Source organism: Pseudomonas sp. CFBP 5748, assembly GCF_053850495.1.
Map to the genome: position 1 here is coordinate 167,575 of NZ_JBSPTN010000008.1, position 21,359 is coordinate 188,933.

The 21,359-nt window shown below is 60.5% G+C and carries 24 protein-coding genes and 1 tRNA gene; 22 read left to right on the top strand and 3 right to left on the bottom strand.

Annotated elements, in window-relative coordinates; all coding sequences use genetic code 11:
- Positions 1 to 6 precede the first annotated feature (6 nt).
- Together ACWNZ1_RS19650 and ACWNZ1_RS19655 are read right to left on the bottom strand one after the other, a co-directional pair.
- Entirely contained in the window at positions 7 to 336 is a 330-nt protein-coding gene (locus ACWNZ1_RS19650) for a hypothetical protein (RefSeq protein ID WP_265072743.1), read from the bottom strand.
- 300 nt (positions 337 to 636) lie between these two features.
- A tRNA-Leu gene (locus ACWNZ1_RS19655) sits at positions 637 to 721 on the bottom strand.
- Positions 722 to 829: 108 nt separating this feature from the next.
- Here ACWNZ1_RS19655 and queA point away from each other — a divergent pair.
- From queA to ACWNZ1_RS19685, 6 genes are all read left to right on the top strand, one after another.
- Positions 830 to 1,879, top strand: a complete 1,050-nt coding sequence (gene queA / locus ACWNZ1_RS19660; protein WP_135843821.1) for a tRNA preQ1(34) S-adenosylmethionine ribosyltransferase-isomerase QueA — start codon at positions 830 to 832, stop codon at positions 1,877 to 1,879.
- A 14-nt stretch (positions 1,880 to 1,893) separates the two neighbouring features.
- The gene (gene tgt, locus ACWNZ1_RS19665) at positions 1,894 to 3,009 is read left to right on the top strand and encodes a tRNA guanosine(34) transglycosylase Tgt (RefSeq protein ID WP_256454371.1); all 1,116 of its coding nucleotides are present in this window, start codon (positions 1,894 to 1,896) and stop codon (positions 3,007 to 3,009) included.
- 43 nt (positions 3,010 to 3,052) lie between these two features.
- Entirely contained in the window at positions 3,053 to 3,391 is a 339-nt protein-coding gene (gene yajC / locus ACWNZ1_RS19670; RefSeq protein ID WP_007916913.1) for a preprotein translocase subunit YajC, read from the top strand.
- Between the two features lie 63 nt (positions 3,392 to 3,454).
- Positions 3,455 to 5,323: a protein translocase subunit SecD gene (secD, locus tag ACWNZ1_RS19675; RefSeq protein ID WP_256452208.1), complete on the top strand. Its 1,869-nt coding sequence runs from the start codon at positions 3,455 to 3,457 to the stop codon at positions 5,321 to 5,323.
- Between the two features lie 9 nt (positions 5,324 to 5,332).
- Entirely contained in the window at positions 5,333 to 6,247 is a 915-nt protein-coding gene (gene secF, locus ACWNZ1_RS19680; protein WP_256452209.1) for a protein translocase subunit SecF, read from the top strand.
- 117 nt (positions 6,248 to 6,364) lie between these two features.
- Positions 6,365 to 6,913, top strand: coding sequence for a glycine zipper 2TM domain-containing protein (locus ACWNZ1_RS19685; protein ID WP_047227466.1), 549 nt, complete (start codon positions 6,365 to 6,367; stop codon positions 6,911 to 6,913).
- A gap of 219 nt (positions 6,914 to 7,132) precedes the next feature.
- Here the strand turns inward: ACWNZ1_RS19685 and suhB are convergent, their stop codons facing one another.
- On the bottom strand, positions 7,133 to 7,951 hold the full coding sequence (gene suhB, locus ACWNZ1_RS19690; RefSeq protein ID WP_003185165.1) for a type III secretion system regulator SuhB: 819 nt from the start codon (positions 7,949 to 7,951) through the stop codon (positions 7,133 to 7,135).
- 144 nt (positions 7,952 to 8,095) lie between these two features.
- On the opposite strand from suhB, the gene trmJ reads away from it, so the two are divergent.
- The 16 genes from trmJ to hisS all read left to right on the top strand — a co-directional run bounded on the left by trmJ (position 8,096) and on the right by hisS (position 21,343).
- Positions 8,096 to 8,866, top strand: coding sequence for a tRNA (cytosine(32)/uridine(32)-2'-O)-methyltransferase TrmJ (gene trmJ / locus ACWNZ1_RS19695; protein ID WP_135843825.1), 771 nt, complete (start codon positions 8,096 to 8,098; stop codon positions 8,864 to 8,866).
- Position 8,867: 1 nt separating this feature from the next.
- A complete protein-coding gene (gene cysE / locus ACWNZ1_RS19700) occupies positions 8,868 to 9,644 on the top strand; it encodes a serine O-acetyltransferase (RefSeq protein ID WP_135843826.1) in 777 nt (258 codons plus the stop codon).
- A gap of 263 nt (positions 9,645 to 9,907) precedes the next feature.
- Complete coding sequence (iscR, locus tag ACWNZ1_RS19705; protein WP_003185160.1) at positions 9,908 to 10,399, top strand: Fe-S cluster assembly transcriptional regulator IscR; 492 nt, start codon at positions 9,908 to 9,910, stop codon at positions 10,397 to 10,399.
- Between the two features lie 50 nt (positions 10,400 to 10,449).
- Positions 10,450 to 11,664, top strand: a complete 1,215-nt coding sequence (locus ACWNZ1_RS19710; RefSeq protein ID WP_063322856.1) for an IscS subfamily cysteine desulfurase — start codon at positions 10,450 to 10,452, stop codon at positions 11,662 to 11,664.
- 43 nt (positions 11,665 to 11,707) lie between these two features.
- On the top strand, positions 11,708 to 12,094 hold the full coding sequence (gene iscU / locus ACWNZ1_RS19715; RefSeq protein ID WP_003185157.1) for a Fe-S cluster assembly scaffold IscU: 387 nt from the start codon (positions 11,708 to 11,710) through the stop codon (positions 12,092 to 12,094).
- Positions 12,095 to 12,118: 24 nt separating this feature from the next.
- Positions 12,119 to 12,442: an iron-sulfur cluster assembly protein IscA gene (gene iscA / locus ACWNZ1_RS19720; RefSeq protein WP_135843827.1), complete on the top strand. Its 324-nt coding sequence runs from the start codon at positions 12,119 to 12,121 to the stop codon at positions 12,440 to 12,442.
- Positions 12,443 to 12,450: 8 nt separating this feature from the next.
- Positions 12,451 to 12,972 carry a co-chaperone HscB gene (hscB, locus tag ACWNZ1_RS19725; RefSeq protein ID WP_256452210.1) on the top strand — a complete coding sequence of 174 codons (522 nt, stop codon included), beginning with the start codon at positions 12,451 to 12,453 and terminating at the stop codon, positions 12,970 to 12,972.
- Between the two features lie 50 nt (positions 12,973 to 13,022).
- Positions 13,023 to 14,885 (top strand): Fe-S protein assembly chaperone HscA, encoded by a 1,863-nt coding sequence (gene hscA / locus ACWNZ1_RS19730; protein WP_456027817.1) that lies wholly within the window; start codon positions 13,023 to 13,025, stop codon positions 14,883 to 14,885.
- 3 nt (positions 14,886 to 14,888) lie between these two features.
- Positions 14,889 to 15,230 (top strand): ISC system 2Fe-2S type ferredoxin, encoded by a 342-nt coding sequence (gene fdx, locus ACWNZ1_RS19735; protein ID WP_003198002.1) that lies wholly within the window; start codon positions 14,889 to 14,891, stop codon positions 15,228 to 15,230.
- 14 nt (positions 15,231 to 15,244) lie between these two features.
- Entirely contained in the window at positions 15,245 to 15,445 is a 201-nt protein-coding gene (iscX, locus tag ACWNZ1_RS19740) for a Fe-S cluster assembly protein IscX (protein WP_008147746.1), read from the top strand.
- Between the two features lie 92 nt (positions 15,446 to 15,537).
- Positions 15,538 to 15,963: a nucleoside-diphosphate kinase gene (gene ndk / locus ACWNZ1_RS19745; protein ID WP_042727994.1), complete on the top strand. Its 426-nt coding sequence runs from the start codon at positions 15,538 to 15,540 to the stop codon at positions 15,961 to 15,963.
- 28 nt (positions 15,964 to 15,991) lie between these two features.
- Entirely contained in the window at positions 15,992 to 17,140 is a 1,149-nt protein-coding gene (gene rlmN, locus ACWNZ1_RS19750) for a 23S rRNA (adenine(2503)-C(2))-methyltransferase RlmN (RefSeq protein WP_047227475.1), read from the top strand.
- Between the two features lie 12 nt (positions 17,141 to 17,152).
- The gene (gene pilW, locus ACWNZ1_RS19755) at positions 17,153 to 17,911 is read left to right on the top strand and encodes a type IV pilus biogenesis/stability protein PilW (protein ID WP_135843830.1); all 759 of its coding nucleotides are present in this window, start codon (positions 17,153 to 17,155) and stop codon (positions 17,909 to 17,911) included.
- The gene (locus tag ACWNZ1_RS19760; protein WP_135843831.1) at positions 17,911 to 18,915 is read left to right on the top strand and encodes a RodZ domain-containing protein; all 1,005 of its coding nucleotides are present in this window, start codon (positions 17,911 to 17,913) and stop codon (positions 18,913 to 18,915) included. The genes pilW and ACWNZ1_RS19760 overlap by 1 nt, the downstream gene beginning before the upstream one ends.
- A gap of 3 nt (positions 18,916 to 18,918) precedes the next feature.
- Positions 18,919 to 20,028 (top strand): flavodoxin-dependent (E)-4-hydroxy-3-methylbut-2-enyl-diphosphate synthase, encoded by a 1,110-nt coding sequence (ispG, locus tag ACWNZ1_RS19765; RefSeq protein WP_456027818.1) that lies wholly within the window; start codon positions 18,919 to 18,921, stop codon positions 20,026 to 20,028.
- Between the two features lie 25 nt (positions 20,029 to 20,053).
- Positions 20,054 to 21,343, top strand: a complete 1,290-nt coding sequence (hisS, locus tag ACWNZ1_RS19770) for a histidine--tRNA ligase (RefSeq protein ID WP_135843832.1) — start codon at positions 20,054 to 20,056, stop codon at positions 21,341 to 21,343.
- The last annotated feature ends 16 nt before the right edge of the window (positions 21,344 to 21,359 follow it).

The following is a 21,359-nucleotide window of genomic DNA, read 5'->3' on the forward strand; positions in this document are numbered from 1 at the left end:
GCAGGTTTACTGGATATCTTTCAGATAGTCCCTAAGAATTAGAAGCGGATCCTGAAGCTCCTCTACCGTTCGGGAAGCGCCGAAGTCAGTCGCTAACCGTCCGAGTTCCCGCCCCAAAGCTGTGTTACTTCCCCCAATTGCCTCCAGTGCCAAGTCCAGGCAGTGCTGTACTTTCGCCTGGATAGCTTGGATGTCTTCTCTGCGCACCAACAACCCAAAAACCTCCCGATCACACCCGCCCATCAACGGATCATCCCGCAGAATCGGGCTGTGGCCTTCTGTCTCATAAGCCAGCTTGAGGGAGTAGAGAGCGACCGTTTCCAGCAGCAATTCCATGGGGTGAAATCCTTTGTCAGCGGGTGAGGAGGGGCGGTGAATCAACAGGGCGTCGCAAGGCGGAGCATCGGTGGGGGCTGTGACATTTTTGTGAGCGCTTTGCGCTCAAGCGGGAGCAAGCTCCCTCGCCACGGGTTCTTACTGGCCACAGATTCTTCCTTGCCACAGGTTTGGTATTTGGGGCCGCTTCGCGGCCCCGCGGGGATAACTCCCCTCGCCACAAAGGAGTGATTAGCCATGACCAATCACTTTCCTACAGACGAAAAAAAAGACCTTGAATTTCAAGGTCTTTTTTTAAGATGGTGCCCCGAGGGAGACTCGAACTCCCACTCCTTTCGAAAACGGATTTTGAATCCGCCGCGTCTACCAATTCCGCCATCAGGGCTCAATGGCGGCGAAGTATAGAGAGGTGACTACCGTTGGTCAATCACGTTTCATGGTGAATTTTTGATATTTCCGCTAGACTTTCCGGCCCTGCTAGACGAACCCCATCATGCGTGTTGCTGACTTTACCTTCGAACTCCCTGATTCGCTGATCGCTCGCCACCCTCTGGCCGAGCGTCGCGCCAGTCGACTGTTGACCCTGGATGGGGTCAGCGGTGCCATGGCTCACCGTCAATTCACTGATTTGCTTGAGCATTTGCGCCCGGGCGATTTGATGGTGTTCAACAATACCCGGGTGATTCCGGCGCGGTTGTTTGGCCAGAAAGCCTCCGGCGGCAAGCTGGAGATTCTGGTGGAGCGGGTGCTGGACAGTCATCGCGTGCTGGCCCATGTGCGGTCGAGCAAGTCGCCCAAGCCCGGTTCGTCGATTTTGATCGACGGCGGTGGCGAGGCGGTGATGGTGGCGCGGCATGACGCGTTGTTCGAGCTGGCATTTGCCGAAGAGGTGTTGCCGCTGCTCGACCGTGTCGGGCACATGCCGTTGCCTCCTTATATAGACCGCCCGGACGAAGGTTCGGACCGCGAGCGTTATCAGACCGTGTACGCCGAGCGCTTGGGGGCGGTGGCGGCGCCGACGGCGGGGCTGCATTTTGATCAGCCGTTGCTGGAGGCGATTGCCGCCAAGGGCGTGGAGACCGCATTCGTGACGTTGCACGTCGGCGCCGGTACGTTCCAGCCGGTGCGTGTGGAGCGTATCGAAGACCATCACATGCACAACGAATGGCTGGAAGTGAGCCAGGACGTGGTCGATGCCGTGGCGGCCTGTCGTGCTCGCGGTGGGCGGGTGGTGGCGGTGGGGACCACCAGCGTGCGGTCCCTGGAAAGCGCTGCCCGCGATGGCGTGCTCAAGCCGTTCAGTGGCGACACCGACATCTTTATCTACCCGGGTCGGCCGTTTCATGTGGTCGATGCCCTGGTCACCAACTTTCATTTGCCTGAATCCACGCTGTTGATGCTGGTTTCGGCGTTCGCCGGTTATCCCGAAGCCATGGCCGCCTACAAGGCCGCCGTCGAGCATGGATACCGCTTTTTCAGCTACGGTGATGCGATGTTCATCACCCGTAACCCCGCGCCACGCGGACCCGAGGAAACAGTATGAGTCGCACCTGTCGCATGTCCTTCGAGTTGCTCGCCACCGATGGCAAGGCTCGTCGCGGTCGTCTGATCTTCCCCCGCGGTACCGTGGAAACCCCCGCGTTCATGCCGGTGGGCACCTACGGCACGGTCAAGGGCATGCTGCCACGGGACATCGTCGCCACGGGCGCGGAGATCATCCTCGGCAACACGTTCCACCTGTGGCTGCGCCCGGGCATGGAAGTGATCAAGGCCCACGGTGACTTGCACGATTTCATGCAGTGGAAAGGGCCGATTCTGACCGACTCCGGTGGTTTCCAGGTGTTCAGCCTCGGCGCCATGCGCAAGATCAAGGAGGAGGGCGTGACCTTCGCCTCGCCGGTGGACGGTTCCAAGGTGTTCATGGGGCCGGAAGAGTCGATGCAGGTCCAACGCGACCTGGGCTCGGACATCGTGATGATCTTCGACGAATGCACGCCGTACCCGGCCGATGAAGATGTGGCGCGGGTGTCCATGGAGCTGTCGTTGCGCTGGGCCCAGCGCTCGAAGAATGCCCATGCCGATAACACGGCGGCACTGTTCGGCATCGTGCAGGGCGGCATGCACCAGGATTTGCGCATGCGCTCCCTCGAAGGCCTCGACAAGATCGGCTTCGACGGCCTGGCCATTGGCGGTCTGTCGGTGGGCGAGCCCAAGCACGAAATGATCAAGGTGCTCGATTACCTGCCGGGCCAGATGCCTGCTGACAAACCTCGTTACCTTATGGGCGTTGGCAAACCGGAAGATCTGGTTGAGGGTGTGCGCCGCGGGGTGGACATGTTCGATTGCGTGATGCCAACCCGTAATGCCCGCAATGGGCATCTGTTCATCGACACGGGCGTGCTGAAGATCCGTAACGCGTTCCATCGCCATGATGATTCGCCGCTGGATCCGACCTGCGACTGCTACACGTGCCAGAACTTCTCCCGCGCTTATCTGCATCATTTGGACAAGTGCGGCGAAATGCTGGGTAGCATGTTGAATACCATCCACAATTTGCGCCATTACCAGGTGCTTATGGCTGGTTTGCGCGAGGCTATTCAACAAGGTACATTGGCCGCCTTCGTCGAGGCCTTCTATGCCAAGCGCGGGTTGCCTGTACCGCCCTTGGACTGAGTTTTCCGATCCTAAGATTCAATACTTGCAACTGGAGTGCTAAATGAGCTTTTTTATCTCTAATGCCATGGCTGACGCGGCTGCACCTGCTGCTGCCGGCCCTATGGGTGGCGGTTTCGAGTGGATTTTCCTGGTCGGCTTCCTGGTGATTTTCTACCTGATGATCTGGCGTCCACAGGCCAAGCGCGCCAAAGAGCAGAAAAACCTGCTCAGCAGCCTGCAAAAGGGCGATGAAGTGGTCACCACCGGCGGCATCGCTGGCAAGATCACCAAAGTGGCTGATGACTTCGTGGTACTGGAAGTGTCCGACACTGTTGAAATGAAGTTCCAGAAGGGCGCAATCGCGGCCACGCTGCCAAAAGGCACGCTGAAAGCGATCTAAGTAACAACTTCTATTCAATCGACGGGGCGCGCAAGGCGCCCCGCGTCATAAGCGGGCGGCGTGATGCTGAACAAATACCCTCTGTGGAAATATGTACTGATCCTGGCGGTGCTGGTGGTCGGTGTGATTTATTCCGCTCCCAATCTCTACCCGGATGACCCGGCCATTCAGGTCAGTGGCGCAAGCACTGCCTTGCAGGTCACTCAGGCCGATCTGGACCGTGCGAGCGCAGCGCTCAAGGCTTCCGGTATCGACGTCAAGGCTGCGACCGTTGCCGAAGGTGGCAAGGGCGGTCTGTTGCGTCTGACCAAGGCTGAAGACCAGCTGCCGGCCAAGGACGTGGTACGCAAGGCGATGGGCGATGATTACGTCGTGGCCCTGAACTTGGCCCAGACTACCCCGCAATGGCTGCGCAACCTCGGCGCGCATCCGATGAAGCTGGGTCTGGACTTGTCCGGTGGTGTGCACTTCCTGCTGGAAGTGGACATGGAAAAAGCCCTCGACGCACGCCTGAAAGTCTACGAAGGCGACGTCAAGAGCTTGCTGCGCAAAGAGCGTCTGCGCTATCGCAGCCTGCCGCAGCTCGACGGTGCCATTCAGCTGGGCTTCAGCGATGAAGATACCCGCGAGCAGGCCCGTGCGCTGATCCGCAAGAACTTCAACGATTTCGACATTGTGCCGGCCGACCTCAATGGTCAGGCGGTGCTGCGTCTGGCGATGACCCCGGCCAAGCTGGCGGAAATCCGCGAATACTCCATCAAGCAGAACTTGACCACGGTGCGTAACCGCGTCAACGAGCTGGGTGTGGCCGAGCCGATCGTGCAGCGCCAGGGCGCCAACCGCATCGTGGTTGAGCTGCCGGGCGTGCAGGACACCGCTGAAGCCAAGCGTATCCTCGGCAAGACCGCCAACCTGGAATTCCGCCTCGCGGCTGAGCCGGGTGCTTCCAAGGCCACTTCCGAGAGCTTCGAGTTCCGTGAAGGCGGTCGTCCGGCGGCGCAGATCGAGCGTGGCCTGATCATCACTGGTGACCAGGTGACCGATGCCCAGGCGGGCTTCGATGAGCAGGGTCGTCCGCAGGTGAACATTCGCCTCGACGGCCACGGCGGCGAACTGATGAGCCGCGCCACGCGCAGCAACGTCGGTCGCAGCATGGCGGTGATCTTCATCGAGCAGAAGCCGACCACCACTTACACCAAGCAAGTGGTCAACGGCGTCGAGAAAGACGTCGCGGTGCAGACCTTCAAGGAAGAGAAAAAGATCATCAGCCTGGCGACCATTCAGTCGCCACTGGGCAGCCAGTTCCGCATCACCGGCCTGAACGGCCAGGGTGAATCTTCGGAACTGGCCCTGTTGCTGCGTGCCGGTGGTCTGGCCGCGCCGATGTACTTCGCCGAAGAGCGCACCATTGGCCCGAGCCTGGGTGCCGACAACATCACCAAGGGTATCGATGCATCGCTGTGGGGCATGTTGTTTGTCTCGCTGTTCATCATCGCCATCTACCGCTTCTTCGGCATCATCGCCACCGTCGCGCTGGCGGTGAACATGGTGATGCTGCTGGCCCTGATGTCGCTGCTGGGTGCCACGCTGACCCTGCCGGGTATCGCCGGTATCGTGTTGACCATGGGTATGGCGGTGGACGCCAACGTGCTGATCTTCTCGCGGATACGTGAAGAGATCGCCGCGGGCATGTCGATTCAACGGGCAATCAACGAAGGCTTCGGCCGGGCATTCACCGCGATTCTCGACGCCAACCTGACCACGTTGCTGGTGGGCGGGATTCTCTTCGCCATGGGCACCGGCCCGGTCAAGGGCTTCGCAGTGACCATGTCCCTCGGGATCTTTACCTCGATGTTCACAGCCATCATGGTGACCCGCGCAATGGTCAACCTGATCTTTGGTGGTCGTGACTTCAAGAAGTTGTGGATTTAAGGGGCTGCCATGTTACGTACTATCAACTTCATGGGCGTTCGCAACGTTGCGTTCGGCGTCACATTGTTCCTTACCCTTCTGGCGTTGTTCAGCTGGGGCACCAAGGGCCTGAACTACGGCCTGGACTTCACCGGCGGTACGCTCATCGAGCTGACCTACGAGCGTCCGGCCGACGTTACCAAGGTGCGCGAGCAACTGGCGAGTGCGGGCTACAGCGATGCCATTGTGCAGAGCTTTGGCGCGACCACCGACCTGCTGGTGCGCATGCCGGGTGAAGACCCGCAGCTGGGCCATCAGGTGGCCGAAGCCTTGCAGAAGGCTGGCGGCGACAACCCGGCCCAGGTCAAGCGCGTCGAGTTCGTCGGCCCGCAAGTGGGTGAAGAGCTGCGCGACCAGGGCGGCCTCGGCATGTTGATGGCGCTGGGCGGGATCCTGATCTACCTGGCCTTCCGCTTTCAGTGGAAGTTCGCGGTGGGCGCGATTGTCTCGCTGATCCACGACGTGATCGTGACCGTGGGCATCCTGTCGTTCTTCCAGATCACCTTCGACTTGACGGTGCTGGCGGCGGTGTTGGCGATCATCGGTTACTCGCTCAACGACACCATCGTGGTGTTCGACCGGGTGCGTGAGAACTTCCGTGTGCTGCGCAAGGCGTCCTTGATCGAGAACATCAACATCTCGACCACCCAGACGCTGCTGCGGACCATGGCGACGTCGATCTCCACCTTGCTGGCGATTGCCGCGCTGCTGATCTTTGGTGGCGACAACCTGTTCGGTTTCTCCATCGCGCTGTTCATTGGTGTGTTGGCGGGTACTTACTCGTCGATCTACATCGCCAACGTGGTGCTGATCTGGCTGAACCTGAGCACCGAGGATCTGATTCCTCCGGCGGCCACTGAGACGGAAGTCGACGACCGCCCGTAAGGCTCGTTGCTCCATCCGTCACGGCTGAAAAGGCGCGAGTTGAACTCGCGCCTTTTTTTATGCTCCAAGGCTGGGAGAAGCGCGGATTAATCCGCTTGTGATGGTCAGGAGGTTCAAGTGAACAAATCGATGCTGGTTGGTGCGGTGTTGGGTGCTGTCGGTGTAACTGCCGGTGGTGCGGTAGCCACCTACAGCTTGGTAAAAAGTGGCCCTGAGTATGCGCAAGTGTTGGCCGTGGATCCGGTCAAGACACAGATCAAGACCCCGCGTGAAGTGTGCAAGGACGTCACCGTGACCCGGCAGAAGCCGGTCCAGGATCAACACCAGATCGCTGGTACCGTGCTCGGCGCCGTAGCCGGTGGCCTGTTGGGCAACCAGATCGGCGGCGGCACCGGCAAGAAAATCGCCACCGTGGCAGGTGCGGCCGGCGGCGGTTATGCCGGTAACAAGATTCAGGAAGGCATGCAGGAACGCGACACCTACACCACCACCCAAACTCGCTGCAACACGGTCAATGACATCAGCGACAAGGTGGTAGGCTACGACGTTCGCTACATGCTCGACGGCAAAGAAGGCAAAGTCCGCATGGACCGCGACCCGGGCAACCAGATCCCGGTGAACAAGGAAGGCCAACTGATCCTGGGGCAGAACGAACCGGCTCAGTGATCCAACCGCTATAAAAAAAGCACCCTTCGGGGTGCTTTTTTTATGCCCGCATTTCATGGCCCGCTACCAATCCCCTGTGGGAGCGAGCTTGCTCGCGATAGCGGTGGGTCAGCTTCCATCAATGTTCAGGGTGTCATCCATTGTGGCGAGGGAGCTGAGTGGTGTGGGGCAGGCATAAAAAAAGCACCCCGAAGGGTGCTTTTTCTGTAGCCGAGCTGCTTAACGCTTCAGCGAAGCCGGCAAATGCGGCTGGATGGCGGTGAGCACAGCCTTGAAGCATTTGGTGTTGCCGGCAACGATATGGCCTTTTTCAAGGAAATCATGGCCGCCGGTGAAGTCGCTCACCAAACCGCCGGCTTCCTGGATCAACAGGGCGCCTGCAGCCATGTCCCATTCGGACAGGCCCGACTCCCAGAACGCATCGAAACGGCCAGCAGCCACATAGGCCAGGTCCAGGCTCGCGGCACCGGCGCGGCGGATGCCGGCGGTCTGGCCAACCAGCGCGCGGAACATGCCCAGGTAGTTGTCCAGGTTGTCCATCTGGTCGTCACGGAACGGGAAGCCGGTACCCAGCAGGGCGCCGTCCAGGCTGGTGCGGCCGCTGACGCGCAGGCGGCGACCGTTCAGTTGGGCGCCACGGCCGCGGCTGGCGGTGAATTCTTCCTGGCGAACCGGGTCCAGCACAACGGCGTGTTCCAGGCGGCCACGGTATTTGCAAGCGATGCTGACAGCGAAATGAGGAATGCCGCGCAGGAAGTTGGTGGTGCCGTCCAGCGGATCGATGATCCACAGGTACTCTTCACCTTCGATGCCGGTGCCGGCGTGCATGCCGGTCTCTTCACCCAGGATCGAGTGGTTCGGGTAAGCCTTGCGCAGGGCGTCGACGATTTTTTGCTCGGCGGCGCGATCAACCTCGGACACGTAGTCCTTGGCGTCTTTTTCATCGACCTTGATGGTATCCAGGCGCTCGATGGAGCGGAAGATCAGTTCACTGGCGCTGCGGGCGGCGCGCAGCGCGATATTCAGCATGGGCTGCATGGAGGTGTCACCTAAGGTTGTTAAAGAAAGCCGCGCATTCTATCAGAAAGTTTTCTCAGGAGAAGGTTGGTGTTCGCTTTCATAGCTTAACGGTAGGTGCTTATGTAAGATTTGCTCCCTTTATCGTGTTCGAGAGCGCCTCCCTTGTTGCAGAACATTCGTGTCGTCCTGGTCAATACCAGCCATCCGGGTAACATCGGCGGAGCTGCGCGGGCCATGAAGAACATGGGCCTGTCGCGGCTGGTGCTGGTCGAGCCGCGCCTGTTTCCCCATCACGAAGCCGATGCCCGGGCCTCCGGTGCCGGTGACATCCTTGCCAATGCTCAGGTGGTCGCCACCCTCGAAGATGCCCTGGTGGGTTGCAACCTGGTGCTCGGCACCAGCGCCCGCGACCGTCGCATCCCCTGGCCGTTGCTCGACCCCCGCGAATGCGGCACCAAAGTGGTCGAGGAGGCCGCGCAAGGCTTTGAAATCGCCCTGGTGTTCGGCCGTGAAGACTCCGGCCTGACCAACGACGAGCTGCAGCGATGTCACTTTCACGTGCATATCCCTTCCGACCCCGAGTTCAGTTCCTTGAACCTGGGGGCGGCGGTGCAGGTGTTGAGTTATGAAGTGCGCATGGCCTGGCTCGCCGCTGAAGGCAAGCCAAGCAAGGTCGAAAAAACCGAGGTGACGTCGCCACGCAGTGAGACACTGGCGACCATGGACGAGCTGGAGCGATTCTATGAGCACCTGGAGCAATCCTTGGTGGACATCGAGTTCCTCGACCCGGAGAAGCCGCGGCACTTGATGGCGCGCCTGCGTCGGTTGTACGGACGAAGCTCGGTTAGCCGGGCGGAGATGAATATATTGCGCGGCATCCTCACGGAAACCCAGAAAGCGGCCCGTGGCGAGCTGATTAAGCGGAAGAAATAAAATGTTCGAACGTTTGCGTGAAGATATCCAAAGTGTTTTCCATCGTGACCCGGCGGCGCGCAATGCCTTTGAAGTGCTGACCTGCTACCCGGGGATGCACGCGATCTGGATCCACCGCCTGTCCGGCGCCTTGTGGAACATGGGCTGGAAATGGCTGGCGCGGCTGGTCTCGAACTTCGGCCGATGGCTGACCGGGATCGAGATCCATCCGGGGGCCAAGGTCGGTCGCCGGTTCTTCATTGACCACGGTATGGGCATCGTCATCGGCGAAACCGCCGAGATCGGTGACGACGTGACGCTGTACCAGGGCGTGACCCTCGGCGGCACCAGCTGGAACAAGGGCAAGCGCCACCCGACCCTGGAAGACGGTGTGGTGGTGGGTGCGGGCGCCAAGGTGCTCGGGCCGTTCACGGTAGGGGCGGGGGCGAAAGTCGGCTCCAACGCCGTGGTCACCAAGGCCGTGCCGCCCGGCGCGACCGTGGTGGGTATTCCTGGGCGGATCATCGTCAAGTCCGACGACGAACAGGATGCCCGGCGCAAAGCCATGGCCGAGAAGATCGGCTTCGACGCTTACGGTGTCGGTGAAGACATGCCCGACCCGGTCGCCCGTGCGATCAACCAGTTGCTCGATCACCTGCAGGCCGTCGATGGGCGCCTGGAGGGGATGTGCGGGGCTCTGAAGGAACTGGGCAGTAATTACTGCGCCAAGGACCTGCCTGAACTGCGCGAGGAAGATTTTGCGTGTGTGAAGGATAAGGATGAGACCCGGGCCAGTTGAACCGAGGCGCCTGCATCGCGGGCAAGTCTTGCTCCCACAAAAACCTTTCCCCACAGGAGTCCTGTTTCGCAGGCTTCCTGTGGGAGCAAAGCTTGCTCGCGATGAACGATAACGCGGTATAGCTGGTCGCCACTGGCCAGCCTTTGCTATCATGCGCGCGCTCTTTCGCGGGTAAACCTGAGTAAAGCACTAGGTCTTATACTTGACTTAAATACTCGGGAATTGCATACTCGCCCCCATTCCGAACTCCGTGGTAATTGTCCATGCGACTGACTACAAAAGGCCGATACGCCGTGACCGCGATGCTGGATCTGGCATTGCACGCGCAGCACGGGCCGGTGTCCCTGGCCGATATCTCCGAGCGCCAGGGCATTTCTCTGTCTTACCTTGAGCAGCTGTTCGCCAAGCTGCGCCGCAGCAACCTGGTCTCCAGTGTTCGCGGCCCGGGCGGCGGCTACCAGCTGTCGCGCGACATGCAAGGCATCCAGGTCGCCCAGGTGATCGATGCAGTGAACGAATCGGTCGATGCGACCAAATGCCAGGGCCTTGGCGACTGCCATGGCGGCGATACTTGCCTGACCCACCACTTGTGGTGTGACCTCAGCCTGCAGATCCACGAATTTCTGAGCGGTATCAGCTTGGCTGACCTTGTAACTCGCCGTGAGGTGCAAGAAGTAGCCCAGCGTCAGGACCAGCGCCGTTGCAACAGCAAGGCGCCGCACCTGGACAAGATTGAAGCGTCCGCCGTCGAATGACTGCCGCAGAGCACGCGGAACGCCAGCCAGCCTGATTTAGGAGAAAGTCCATGAAATTGCCGATTTACCTTGATTACTCTGCGACCACCCCGGTTGATCCGCGTGTCGCACAAAAAATGAGTGAATGCCTGCTGGTCGACGGAAACTTCGGTAACCCGGCGTCCCGCTCCCACGTGTTTGGCTGGAAAGCCGAAGAGTCGGTCGAAAACGCCCGCCGCCAGGTCGCTGACCTGGTCAACGCCGACCCGCGTGAAATCGTCTGGACCTCCGGTGCCACCGAGTCCGACAACCTGGCAATCAAGGGTGTCGCGCACTTCTATCACACCAAGGGCAAGCACCTGATCACCTCCAAGATCGAGCACAAGGCTGTCCTGGACACCATGCGCCAACTGGAGCGTGAAGGTTTCGAGGTCACCTACATCGAACCGGGTGAAGACGGCATCATCACCCCAGCCATGGTGGAAGCCGCACTGCGCGACGACACCATCCTGGTTTCGATCATGCATGTGAACAACGAAATCGGCACCGTCAACGACATCGCGGCCATCGGCGAACTGACCCGCTCCAAGGGCATCCTGTTCCACGTCGACGCGGCCCAGTCCACCGGCAAGGTCGACATCGACCTGTCGAAGCTGAAAGTCGACCTGATGTCGTTCTCCGCCCACAAGACCTACGGCCCTAAAGGCATCGGCGCGCTGTACGTGAGCCGCAAGCCGCGTGTTCGCCTCGAAGCGACCATGCACGGCGGCGGTCACGAGCGCGGCATGCGTTCCGGCACCCTGGCGACCCACCAGATCGTCGGCATGGGTGAAGCCTTCCGCGTGGCCAAGGAAGACATGGCTGCCGAGAACGTGCGCATCAAGGCCCTGAGCGACCGCTTCTTCAAGCAGGTCGAGCACCTGGAAGAGCTTTACGTCAACGGCAGCATGATCGCCCGCGTACCGCACAACCTGAACCTGAGCTTCAACTATGTTGAAGGTGAGTCGCTGATCATGGCGCTCAAGGATCTGGCCGTGTCGTCCGGTTCGGCGTGCACCTCGGCATCGCTTGAGCCTTCGTACGTCCTGCGCGCCCTGGGCCGCAACGACGAACTGGCCCACAGCTCGATCCGCTTCACCTTCGGCCGCTTCACCACCGAAGAAGAAATCGATTACGCCGCGCAGAAAGTCTGCGAGGCCGTTACCAAGCTGCGCGCTCTTTCGCCGCTGTGGGACATGTACAAAGACGGTGTCGACATCTCGAAAATCGAGTGGGCGGCGCACTGAAGAAGTCGCCACCAGAGCGGCTCACTGATGAGGATTGAAGCAAATGGCATATAGCGAAAAGGTCATCGACCACTACGAGAACCCGCGCAACGTCGGCAAGATGGACGCGCAGGATCCTGATGTCGGCACCGGCATGGTCGGCGCCCCGGCGTGCGGCGACGTGATGCGCCTGCAGATCAAGGTCAACGAGCAAGGCATCATCGAAGATGCCAAGTTCAAGACCTATGGCTGCGGTTCCGCCATCGCGTCCAGCTCCCTGGCGACCGAGTGGATGAAGGGCAAGACCCTTGATGAAGCCGAAACCATCAAGAACACCCAGCTGGCTGAAGAGCTGGCCCTGCCGCCGGTGAAGATCCACTGCTCGGTACTCGCCGAAGACGCCATCAAGGCCGCCGTTCGCGATTACAAGCAGAAGAAAGGCTTGATCTGATCTGTGCACAGGTAAGGAGTTTTCATGGCTATCCAGATGACAGAAGCGGCAGCTAAGCATATCCAGCGCTCCCTCGCGGGGCGCGGCAAGGGCGAGGGTATCCGCCTGGGTGTTCGCACCACGGGCTGTTCTGGTCTTGCCTATGTGCTGGAATTCGTCGACGAAGTGGGCGAAGAGGATCAGGTGTTCGAGAGTCATGGTCAGAAAGTGATCATCGACCCGAAGAGCCTGACTTACCTGGACGGCACTGAACTGGATTTCGTCAAGGAAGGGTTGAACGAAGGCTTCAAGTTCAACAACCCCAACGTGCGCGGTGAATGTGGCTGCGGCGAAAGCTTCAACATCTGAGGCGGCTTGTGGGAACTCCTTGTCATTTTGCTTTGTTCCAGATGCAGCCGGCGTTCCAGCTGGATCTCGACCAGTTGTCCGCGCGTTATCTGGAATTGGCCCGTGGTGTCCATCCGGACCGCTTTGCCGATGCCTCGGAAACCGAGCAGCGGCGGGCGCTGGAGCAGTCCGCGAACCTCAACGAGGCCTACCAGACGCTCAAGAGTCCTGCCAAGCGCGCGCGTTACCTGCTCGCTATCAGCGGTCATGAGCTGCCCCTGGAAGTCACGGTCCACGATCCCGAGTTTCTTTTGCAGCAGATGCAATGGCGCGAAGAGCTCGAAGACCTGCAGGACAGCGCCGACCTGGCCGGTGTCGCGGTATTCAAGCGCCGCTTGAAAGACGCCCAGCACACCTTGAACGAAAGCTTCGCAGCCTGCTGGAACGATGCCGCGCAACGCGAACAGGCCGAACGCCTGATGCGGCGCATGCAGTTCCTCGACAAGCTCACCTACGAAGTGCGCCAGCTCGAAGAGCGCCTCGACGATTAACCCAGTGCCGCTCCGGTCGCACGCCTGATTACAGATAAGTCCTGATTACGATGGCCCTACTGCAGATCGCCGAACCCGGCCAAAGTCCACAACCGCACCAGCGTCGCCTGGCTGTGGGAATCGACTTGGGTACTACCAACTCCTTGGTCGCTGCCTTGCGCAGCGGTCTTTCCGAACCGCTGGCCGACGAGCAAGGGCAGGTGATCTTGCCATCCGCCGTGCGCTATCACGCCGATCGCGTCGAAGTCGGCGAGTCGGCCAAGCTGGCCGCCGCCACCGATCCGCTGAACACCATTGTCTCGGTCAAGCGCTTGATGGGTCGTGGTCTGTCCGACGTCAAGCAACTGGGCGACCAACTGCCGTACCGCTTCGTTGGCGGCGAATCCCACATGCCGTTCATCGAAACCGTGCAGGGCCCGAAAAGCCCGGTGGAAGTCTCGGCCGACATCCTCAAGGTGCTGCGCCAGCGTGCAGAAGCGGCATTGGGTGGTGAATTGGTCGGTGCGGTCATCACCGTCCCGGCCTATTTCGACGACGCTCAGCGCCAAGCTACCAAGGATGCGGCCAAGCTGGCCGGCCTGAACGTGCTGCGCCTGCTCAACGAACCGACCGCCGCTGCCGTGGCGTATGGCCTGGACCAGCACGCCGAAGGCCTCGTCGCTATCTACGATCTGGGCGGCGGTACCTTCGATATCTCTATTCTGCGCCTGACCGGCGGCGTCTTCGAAGTCCTGGCCACCGGCGGCGACAGCGCCCTGGGCGGCGATGACTTCGACCACGCCATTGCCGGCTGGATCATCGAGCAAGCGGGCCTGTCCGCCGACCTCGATCCGGGGGCGCAGCGCCATCTGCTGCAAACCGCCTGCGCCGCCAAAGAAGCCTTGACCGACGCTGCCACCGTTGAAGTCGCTTATGGCGACTGGAAAGCCGCCCTGAGCCGCGAAGCCTTCGATGCGCTGATCGAGCCCATGGTTGCCCGCAGCCTCAAGGCCTGTCGCCGTGCCGTGCGTGATTCGGGCATCGAGTTCGAAGACGTCAAGGCCGTGGTCATGGTCGGCGGTTCGACCCGCGTGCCTCGGGTCCGCGAAGCCGTTGCCGAGGCCTTTGGCCGCCAGCCGCTGACCGAAATCGACCCGGACCAGGTGGTCGCCATTGGCGCCGCGATCCAGGCCGATACCCTGGCCGGCAACAAGCGCGACGGTGGCGAGCTGCTGTTGCTCGACGTGATTCCGTTGTCCCTGGGCCTGGAAACCATGGGCGGCCTGATGGAGAAGGTGATTCCGCGCAACACCACCATCCCCGTCGCCCGCGCCCAGGATTTCACCACTTATAAAGACGGCCAGTCGGCGATGATGGTCCACGTGCTGCAAGGCGAGCGTGAACTGATCAGCGACTGCCGTTCCCTGGCCCGCTTCGAATTGCGCGGCATCCCGCCGATGGTGGCCGGTGCGGCGAAGATTCGCGTGACCTTCCAGGTCGATGCCGACGGCTTGCTCAATGTCTCCGCTCGCGAGCTGGGTTCGGGCGTCGAGGCGAGCATCCAGGTCAAGCCGTCCTACGGCCTGACCGACGGCGAAATCGCCAAGATGCTCAAGGATTCGTTCCAGCACGCCAGCGACGACAAGGTGGCCCGCGTATTGCGCGAGCAACAGGTCGACGCCCAGCGCCTGATCGAAGCTGTGCAAGGTGCCCTTGAAGCCGACGGCGAGCGCTTGCTCGACGCTGAAGAGCGCATGGTCATCGAGTTGCAAATGCAGGAACTGTCCGAATTGATCAAAGGCACCGATGGTTATGCCATCGAGTTGCAGACCAAGCGTCTGTCGCAAGTCACCGATACCTTTGCTGCCCGCCGCCTGGACTCGACGGTCAAAGCCGCCCTGGCGGGGCGCAACCTGAATGAAATCGAGGAATAACTGATGCCGCAGATCATTTTTCTGCCACACGCCGAGCATTGCCCGGACGGTATGGTGGTAGAGGCCGAAACCGGCAAATCCATTCTTGAAGTGGCCCATGACAACCACATCGAGATCGAGAGCGCCTGCGGCGGCGTTTGTGCCTGCACCACGTGCCATTGCATCATTCGCGAAGGTTTCGACTCGCTGAATGAGGCCGATGAGCTGGAAGAGGACTATCTTGATCGGGCCTGGGGCCTGGAACCGACGTCGCGGTTGACGTGCCAGGCCAAGGTCGGGACAGAAGACCTGGTGGTGGAAATACCGAAATACTCGCTCAACCACGCCGCCGAAGCGCCGCACTGATTCAGGGAGTTACAATGAGTCTGAAATGGGTTGATGTACTGGAAATCGCAATCCAGTTGGCTGAGTCCAAGCCAGATGTAGATCCCCGTTACGTGAACTTCGTCGATCTGCACAAATGGGTGCTGGCATTGCCGGAGTTCAGCGATGATCCGACCCGTGGTGGTGAGAAGGTGCTTGAAGCGATTCAAGCGGCCTGGATCGAAGAGGCAGACTGAGTCTGCACTGTACGCAGTTAGGCAATACCCAAGAACCCGCGTATAATTCGCGGGTTTAATTTTTCGCAAATTACCGTTTCTGGAGTTACACCATGGCTGTTCAACGTACTTTCTCCATCATCAAGCCTGACGCCGTTGCTAAAAACGTGATCGGCAAGATCGTTACCCGTTTCGAAGACGCTGGCCTGCGCGTTGTAGCTTCGAAAATGAAGCAACTGTCCAAAGCCGAAGCCGAAGGCTTCTACGCTGAGCACAGCGAGCGCGGTTTCTTCGGTGAACTGGTTGCCTTCATGACTTCCGGTCCGGTTGTCGTTCAGGTGCTGGAAGGCGAAAACGCTATCGCTCGCAACCGTGAGCTGATGGGCGCTACCAACCCTAAAGAAGCCGCTGCCGGTACCATCCGCGCTGACTTCGCCGAGTCGATCGACGCCAACGCCGTTCACGGTTCGGACTCCGAAGCCGCTGCCGCTCGCGAAATCGCTTACTTTTTCTCCGCTACTGAAGTAACCACTCGCTAAGCCCAGGCTTTTGAGTGAAGGTGAATCCATGACTACATCGAACGGCAAAACCAACCTGTTGGGCCTGACCCAGCCGGAAATGGAGAAATTCTTCGACTCGATCGGGGAGAAGCGTTTCCGTGCCGGCCAAGTGATGAAGTGGATTCACCACTTTGGCGTCGACGATTTCGACGCCATGACGAATGTCAGCAAGGCCTTGCGCGAAAAGCTCAAGGCAGTTGCTGAGATTCGCGGTCCGGAAGTGGTCAGCGAGGACATCTCCAGCGACGGCACCCGTAAGTGGGTGGTGCGCGTGGCGTCCGGCAGCTGCGTCGAGACCGTCTACATTCCCCAGGGCAAACGCGGCACCTTGTGCGTTTCGTCCCAGGCAGGCTGTGCCCTGGATTGCAGTTTCTGCTCCACCGGCAAGCAAGGCTTCAATAGCAACCTCACCGCCGCCGAAGTGATCGGCCAGGTGTGGATTGCCAACAAATCCTTTGGCAGCGTCCCGGCGACCGTCGACCGTGCCATCACCAACGTGGTGATGATGGGCATGGGTGAGCCGCTGCTGAACTTCGACAACGTCATCGCCGCCATGCATCTGATGATGGATGACCTGGGCTACGGCATCTCCAAGCGCCGGGTGACCTTGTCCACCTCGGGCGTGGTGCCGATGATCGATGAGCTGGCCAAGCACATCGACGTCTCCCTGGCGTTGTCGCTGCACGCACCCAATGACGCATTGCGTAACCAATTGGTGCCGATCAACAAGAAGTATCCGCTTAAGATGCTGCTGGAGTCGTGCCAGCGCTACATGTCGTCCCTGGGCGAAAAGCGCGTGCTGACCATCGAGTACACCTTGCTCAAGGACGTGAACGACAAGGTTGAACACGCGGTCGAGATGATCGAGTTGCTCAAGAACATCCCGTGCAAGATCAACCTGATCCCGTTCAACCCGTTCCCGCATTCCGGTTACGAGCGTCCGAGCAACAACGCGATTCGTCGCTTCCAGGATCAGCTTCACCACGCTGGCTTCAACGTCACCGTGCGCACCACCCGCGGCGAAGACATCGATGCCGCCTGTGGCCAATTGGTAGGACAGGTGCTGGATCGCACCCGTCGCAGCGAACGCTACATTGCCGTGCGCGAATTGAACGCCGCTGACGATGTCGCGCAAAACGCTGCGAACAGTCACTAAGAGAGGAACTCTATGTCCCTGCGCTTCGCGCTCATCTTGCTGTTGGCCGGGCTCTGCTCCGGTTGTGTTCTGTCGGGTGACTACAACCCGATGAAAACCAGCAAGGGGCGCGACGAGGCACGTGTGGCCTATGTGCAACTGGGCATCGGGTACTTGCAGCAGGGCATGACCGAACGGGCCAAGGTTCCGCTCAAGAAAGCCCTGGAGCTGGACAGTTCCGACCCGGATGCCAACGCGGCCCTGGCCCTGGTGTTCCAGGCCGAGATGGAACCTGAGCTGGCCGATGAGCATTTTCGCAAGGCGCTGTCCGGCCGGCCGCAGGATGCGCGGATCCTGAACAACTACGGCAGCTTTCTTTTCGAGCAGAAACGCTACAAGCAAGCCTACGAGCGCTTCGAGCAGGCTGCCGCGGACACCCTTTATCCCGAGCGTTCGCGGGTTTTCGAGAACCTCGGCATGACGGCATCGAAACTCGGCCAGCGTGATCTGGCCCGCCAGCAGCTTGAAAAGGCGCTGCGGCTCAACCATCAGCAACCGCGTGCACTGCTGGAAATGGCTGAGTTGTCTTACGAAGACAGGCAATATGTGCCCGCCCGCGACTATTACGAACGTTTTAGCCTGCTGAGCGAGCAAAATGCACGTAGTCTATTGCTCGGCGTTCGGCTGGCCCATGTGTTTGAAGATCGCGACAAGGCTGCCAGTTATGGCCTGCAACTCAAAAGACTCTATCCCGGTACGCCGGAATATCAGCAATACCTGTCGGAGCAATGATGAAAGCGGCGCATCCTGAAGTTGTAGCAGCGACTCGCGTAAATCCCGGTGAGACCCTGCGTCAAGCCCGCGAAAGCAATGGTTGGTCGCTGGCCGAAGTGGCCCTCAAGCTCAATCTCACCGTGACTTCCCTGGGCAACCTGGAAACCGGCGCGTTCGACAAGCTGCCGGGGCACACCTTCGCCCGTGGGTACATCCGCGCCTATGCCAAATTGCTCGGCATGGACCAGACCGTGCTGGTCCAGCAATTCGACCAGTACACCGGTTCCGATGCCCAGGGCAGCAACGTGCACAGCCTGGGTCGCATCGAAGAGCCTGTACGCGTTTCCCACACCATCTTGCGTATCGTCAGCCTGTTGCTGCTGATCGCGGTGATAGGTGGCGGTTTTGTCTGGTGGCAGGATCAGGCTTCCTTGCGCAACAAGGAGCCGGTTGCCATGAACCCCGAGCATGTCGAAGTCGAAGGCGCCGACGGCACCACTCAGATCCATCCGCTGGACGAGCCGGAAGACCAGGCCGTCGTGGAAGGCCAGGCTGAAGGCGAAACCACCTTGGCGCTGCCTCAAGGCCAGGACGGCGCCGATGCCGAAGCGGGGGCCGAGCCGGCTGTTCCGGCGCCTGCCGCGCCTGCTGCGCCGACCACTGGCGCACCGATTGCCGCTGCTCCAGTCGTACCAAGCACGCCTGCGCCGACCGTGGCTGCACCTGCGACCCCAACGGCTCCAGCCGCAGCCCCGGCAGCGCCAGTGGCTCCGGCGGCCGGTGAAGGCCAGGTCCAGATTCAATTCGTCGCCGACTGCTGGACGCAAGTCACCGATGGCAATGGCAAGGTGCTGTTCAGTGGCCTCAAGCGCAAGGGCGATAGCACTGCCATCAACGGCAAGCCGCCATTTGCCGTGCGCCTGGGTTATGCCCGTGGCGCGCAGGTCAGCTACAACGGCCAGCCAGTCGACATCGCTCCGTTCACCAGTGGCGAGACCGCTCGCCTGAAGTTGGGTCAATAAGTCATGCACGGCGAATCTCCAATCAAACGTCGCGAATCCCGCAAGATCTGGGTGGGTAAGGTGCCCGTGGGCGGCGATGCGCCCATCGCTGTGCAGAGCATGACCAACAGCGATACCAACGACGTGGCCGCCACAGTCGCGCAGATCAATCGCCTGGAAGCCGCCGGCGTCGATATCGTGCGGGTGTCCGTGCCGGACATGGACGCCGCCGAGGCGTTCGGCAAGATCAAGCAGTTGGTCAAGGTGCCGCTGGTGGCCGATATCCATTTCGACTACCGCATCGCCCTGCGCGTGGCCGAGCTGGGTGTGGACTGCCTGCGCATCAACCCGGGCAACATCGGTCGCGAAGACCGCGTGCGTGCCGTGGTGGATGCTGCCCGCGACCGTGGCATTCCGATCCGTATCGGTGTGAACGCCGGTTCCCTGGAAAAAGACCTGCAAAAGAAATACGGCGAACCGACCCCGGCTGCGCTGGTGGAGTCGGCCCTGCGCCATGTCGAGCACCTTGAACGCCTGAATTTCCAGGACTTCAAGGTCAGCGTGAAGGCTTCCGACGTGTTCATGGCCGTCGAAGCCTACCGCCTGCTGGCCAAGGAAATCGTCCAGCCACTGCACCTGGGTATCACTGAAGCCGGTGGGTTGCGTTCGGGCACGGTGAAATCCGCCGTCGGCCTCGGTATGCTGCTCGCCGAAGGGATTGGCGATACCATCCGCATCTCGTTGGCGGCGGATCCGGTCGAGGAAGTGAAAGTCGGCTACGACATTCTCAAGTCCCTGCACCTGCGTTCCCGCGGTATCAACTTCATCGCCTGCCCGAGCTGCTCACGGCAGAACTTCGATGTGGTCAAGACCATGAACGAGCTGGAAGGGCGCCTTGAAGACCTGCTGGTGCCGCTGGATGTCGCGGTGATCGGTTGCGTGGTCAACGGGCCGGGCGAAGCCAAGGAGGCCCATATCGGCCTGACTGGCGGCACACCGAACCTGATTTACATCGACGGCAAGCCGTCGCAGAAACTGACGAATGACAATCTGGTGGATGAGCTGGAAAGGCTGATCCGCCAGAAAGCGGCCGAAAAGGTCGAAGCCGACGCAGCGGTCATCGCACGCGGCTGAGCAAACGAATTTTTAAGGATTACCTGTGAGCAAGTCTCTGCAAGCCATTCGTGGCATGAACGATATCCTGCCCGAGCAGACGCCCCTGTGGCGCTATTTCGAGGGCACCGTGGCGCGTTTGCTGGATAACTACGGTTACCGGCAGATCCGCATGCCGATCGTCGAATTCACCGAGCTGTTCAAGCGCTCCATCGGTGAAGTGACCGACATCGTCGAAAAAGAGATGTACACCTTCGACGACCGCAACGGCGATTCGCTGACCCTGCGCCCGGAAGGCACAGCAGCGTGCGTGCGTGCGGTGCTCGAGCACGGCATCACCGGCGGCGGCCAGGTGCAGAAACTCTGGTACATCGGCCCGATGTTCCGTCACGAGCGCCCGCAGAAAGGCCGCTATCGCCAGTTTCATCAGATCGGTTGCGAGGTGTTCAACCTCGACGGCCCGGACATCGACGCCGAACTGATCGTGCTGACCTGGCGCCTGTGGGGCGAGCTGGGCATTCGTGATGCAGTCAAGCTTGAGCTCAACAGCCTCGGCACCGCCCAAGCCCGCGCTCGCTACCGTGATGCACTGGTGGAATTCCTCTCGGCCCGCCTCGAGCACCTGGACGAAGACAGCCAGCGCCGGTTGAAGACCAACCCGCTGCGAGTGCTGGACACCAAGAACCCGGACACCCAGGCCGTACTGGTGGATGCGCCAAAAATGGCCGACTACCTCGACGAAGAGTCCCGCGTGCACTTCGAGGGGCTCAAGGCCCGCCTGGACGCCGCCGGCATTCCTTACGTGATCAACCCCAAGTTGGTTCGCGGCCTCGATTACTACAGCAAGACCGTTTTCGAATGGGTCACCGACAAGCTCGGCGCCCAGGGCACTGTGTGTGCCGGCGGTCGTTACGACGGCCTGGTGGAGCAGATGGGCGGCAAGCCGACGTCAGGTGTGGGTTTCGCCATGGGCATCGAGCGCCTGGTGCTGATGCTTGAGGCCCTGGACAAGGTGCCAGAGGAACTGGCCCGTCAGGTCGACGTTTACCTGTGCGCCTTCGGCGAGGCAGCCGAGCTGGCGGCCCTGACCTTGAGCGAACGGGTCCGCGACCAGTTGCCCAACCTGCGCCTGCAGATCAACGCCGGCGCCGGCAGTTTCAAGAGCCAATTCAAGAAGGCCGACAAGAGCGGTGCGCTGTATGCACTGATCCTCGGTGACGACGAACTGGCCCAACAAGTGGTAGGTTTCAAACCCCTGCGTGGCCAGGGCGAACAACAAAGTATTGCCTGGGATGCGCTTGCTGCACACCTGGCCACCTGCGTCGTGCAGGGTTGAAGCTGTCAAACAGCCG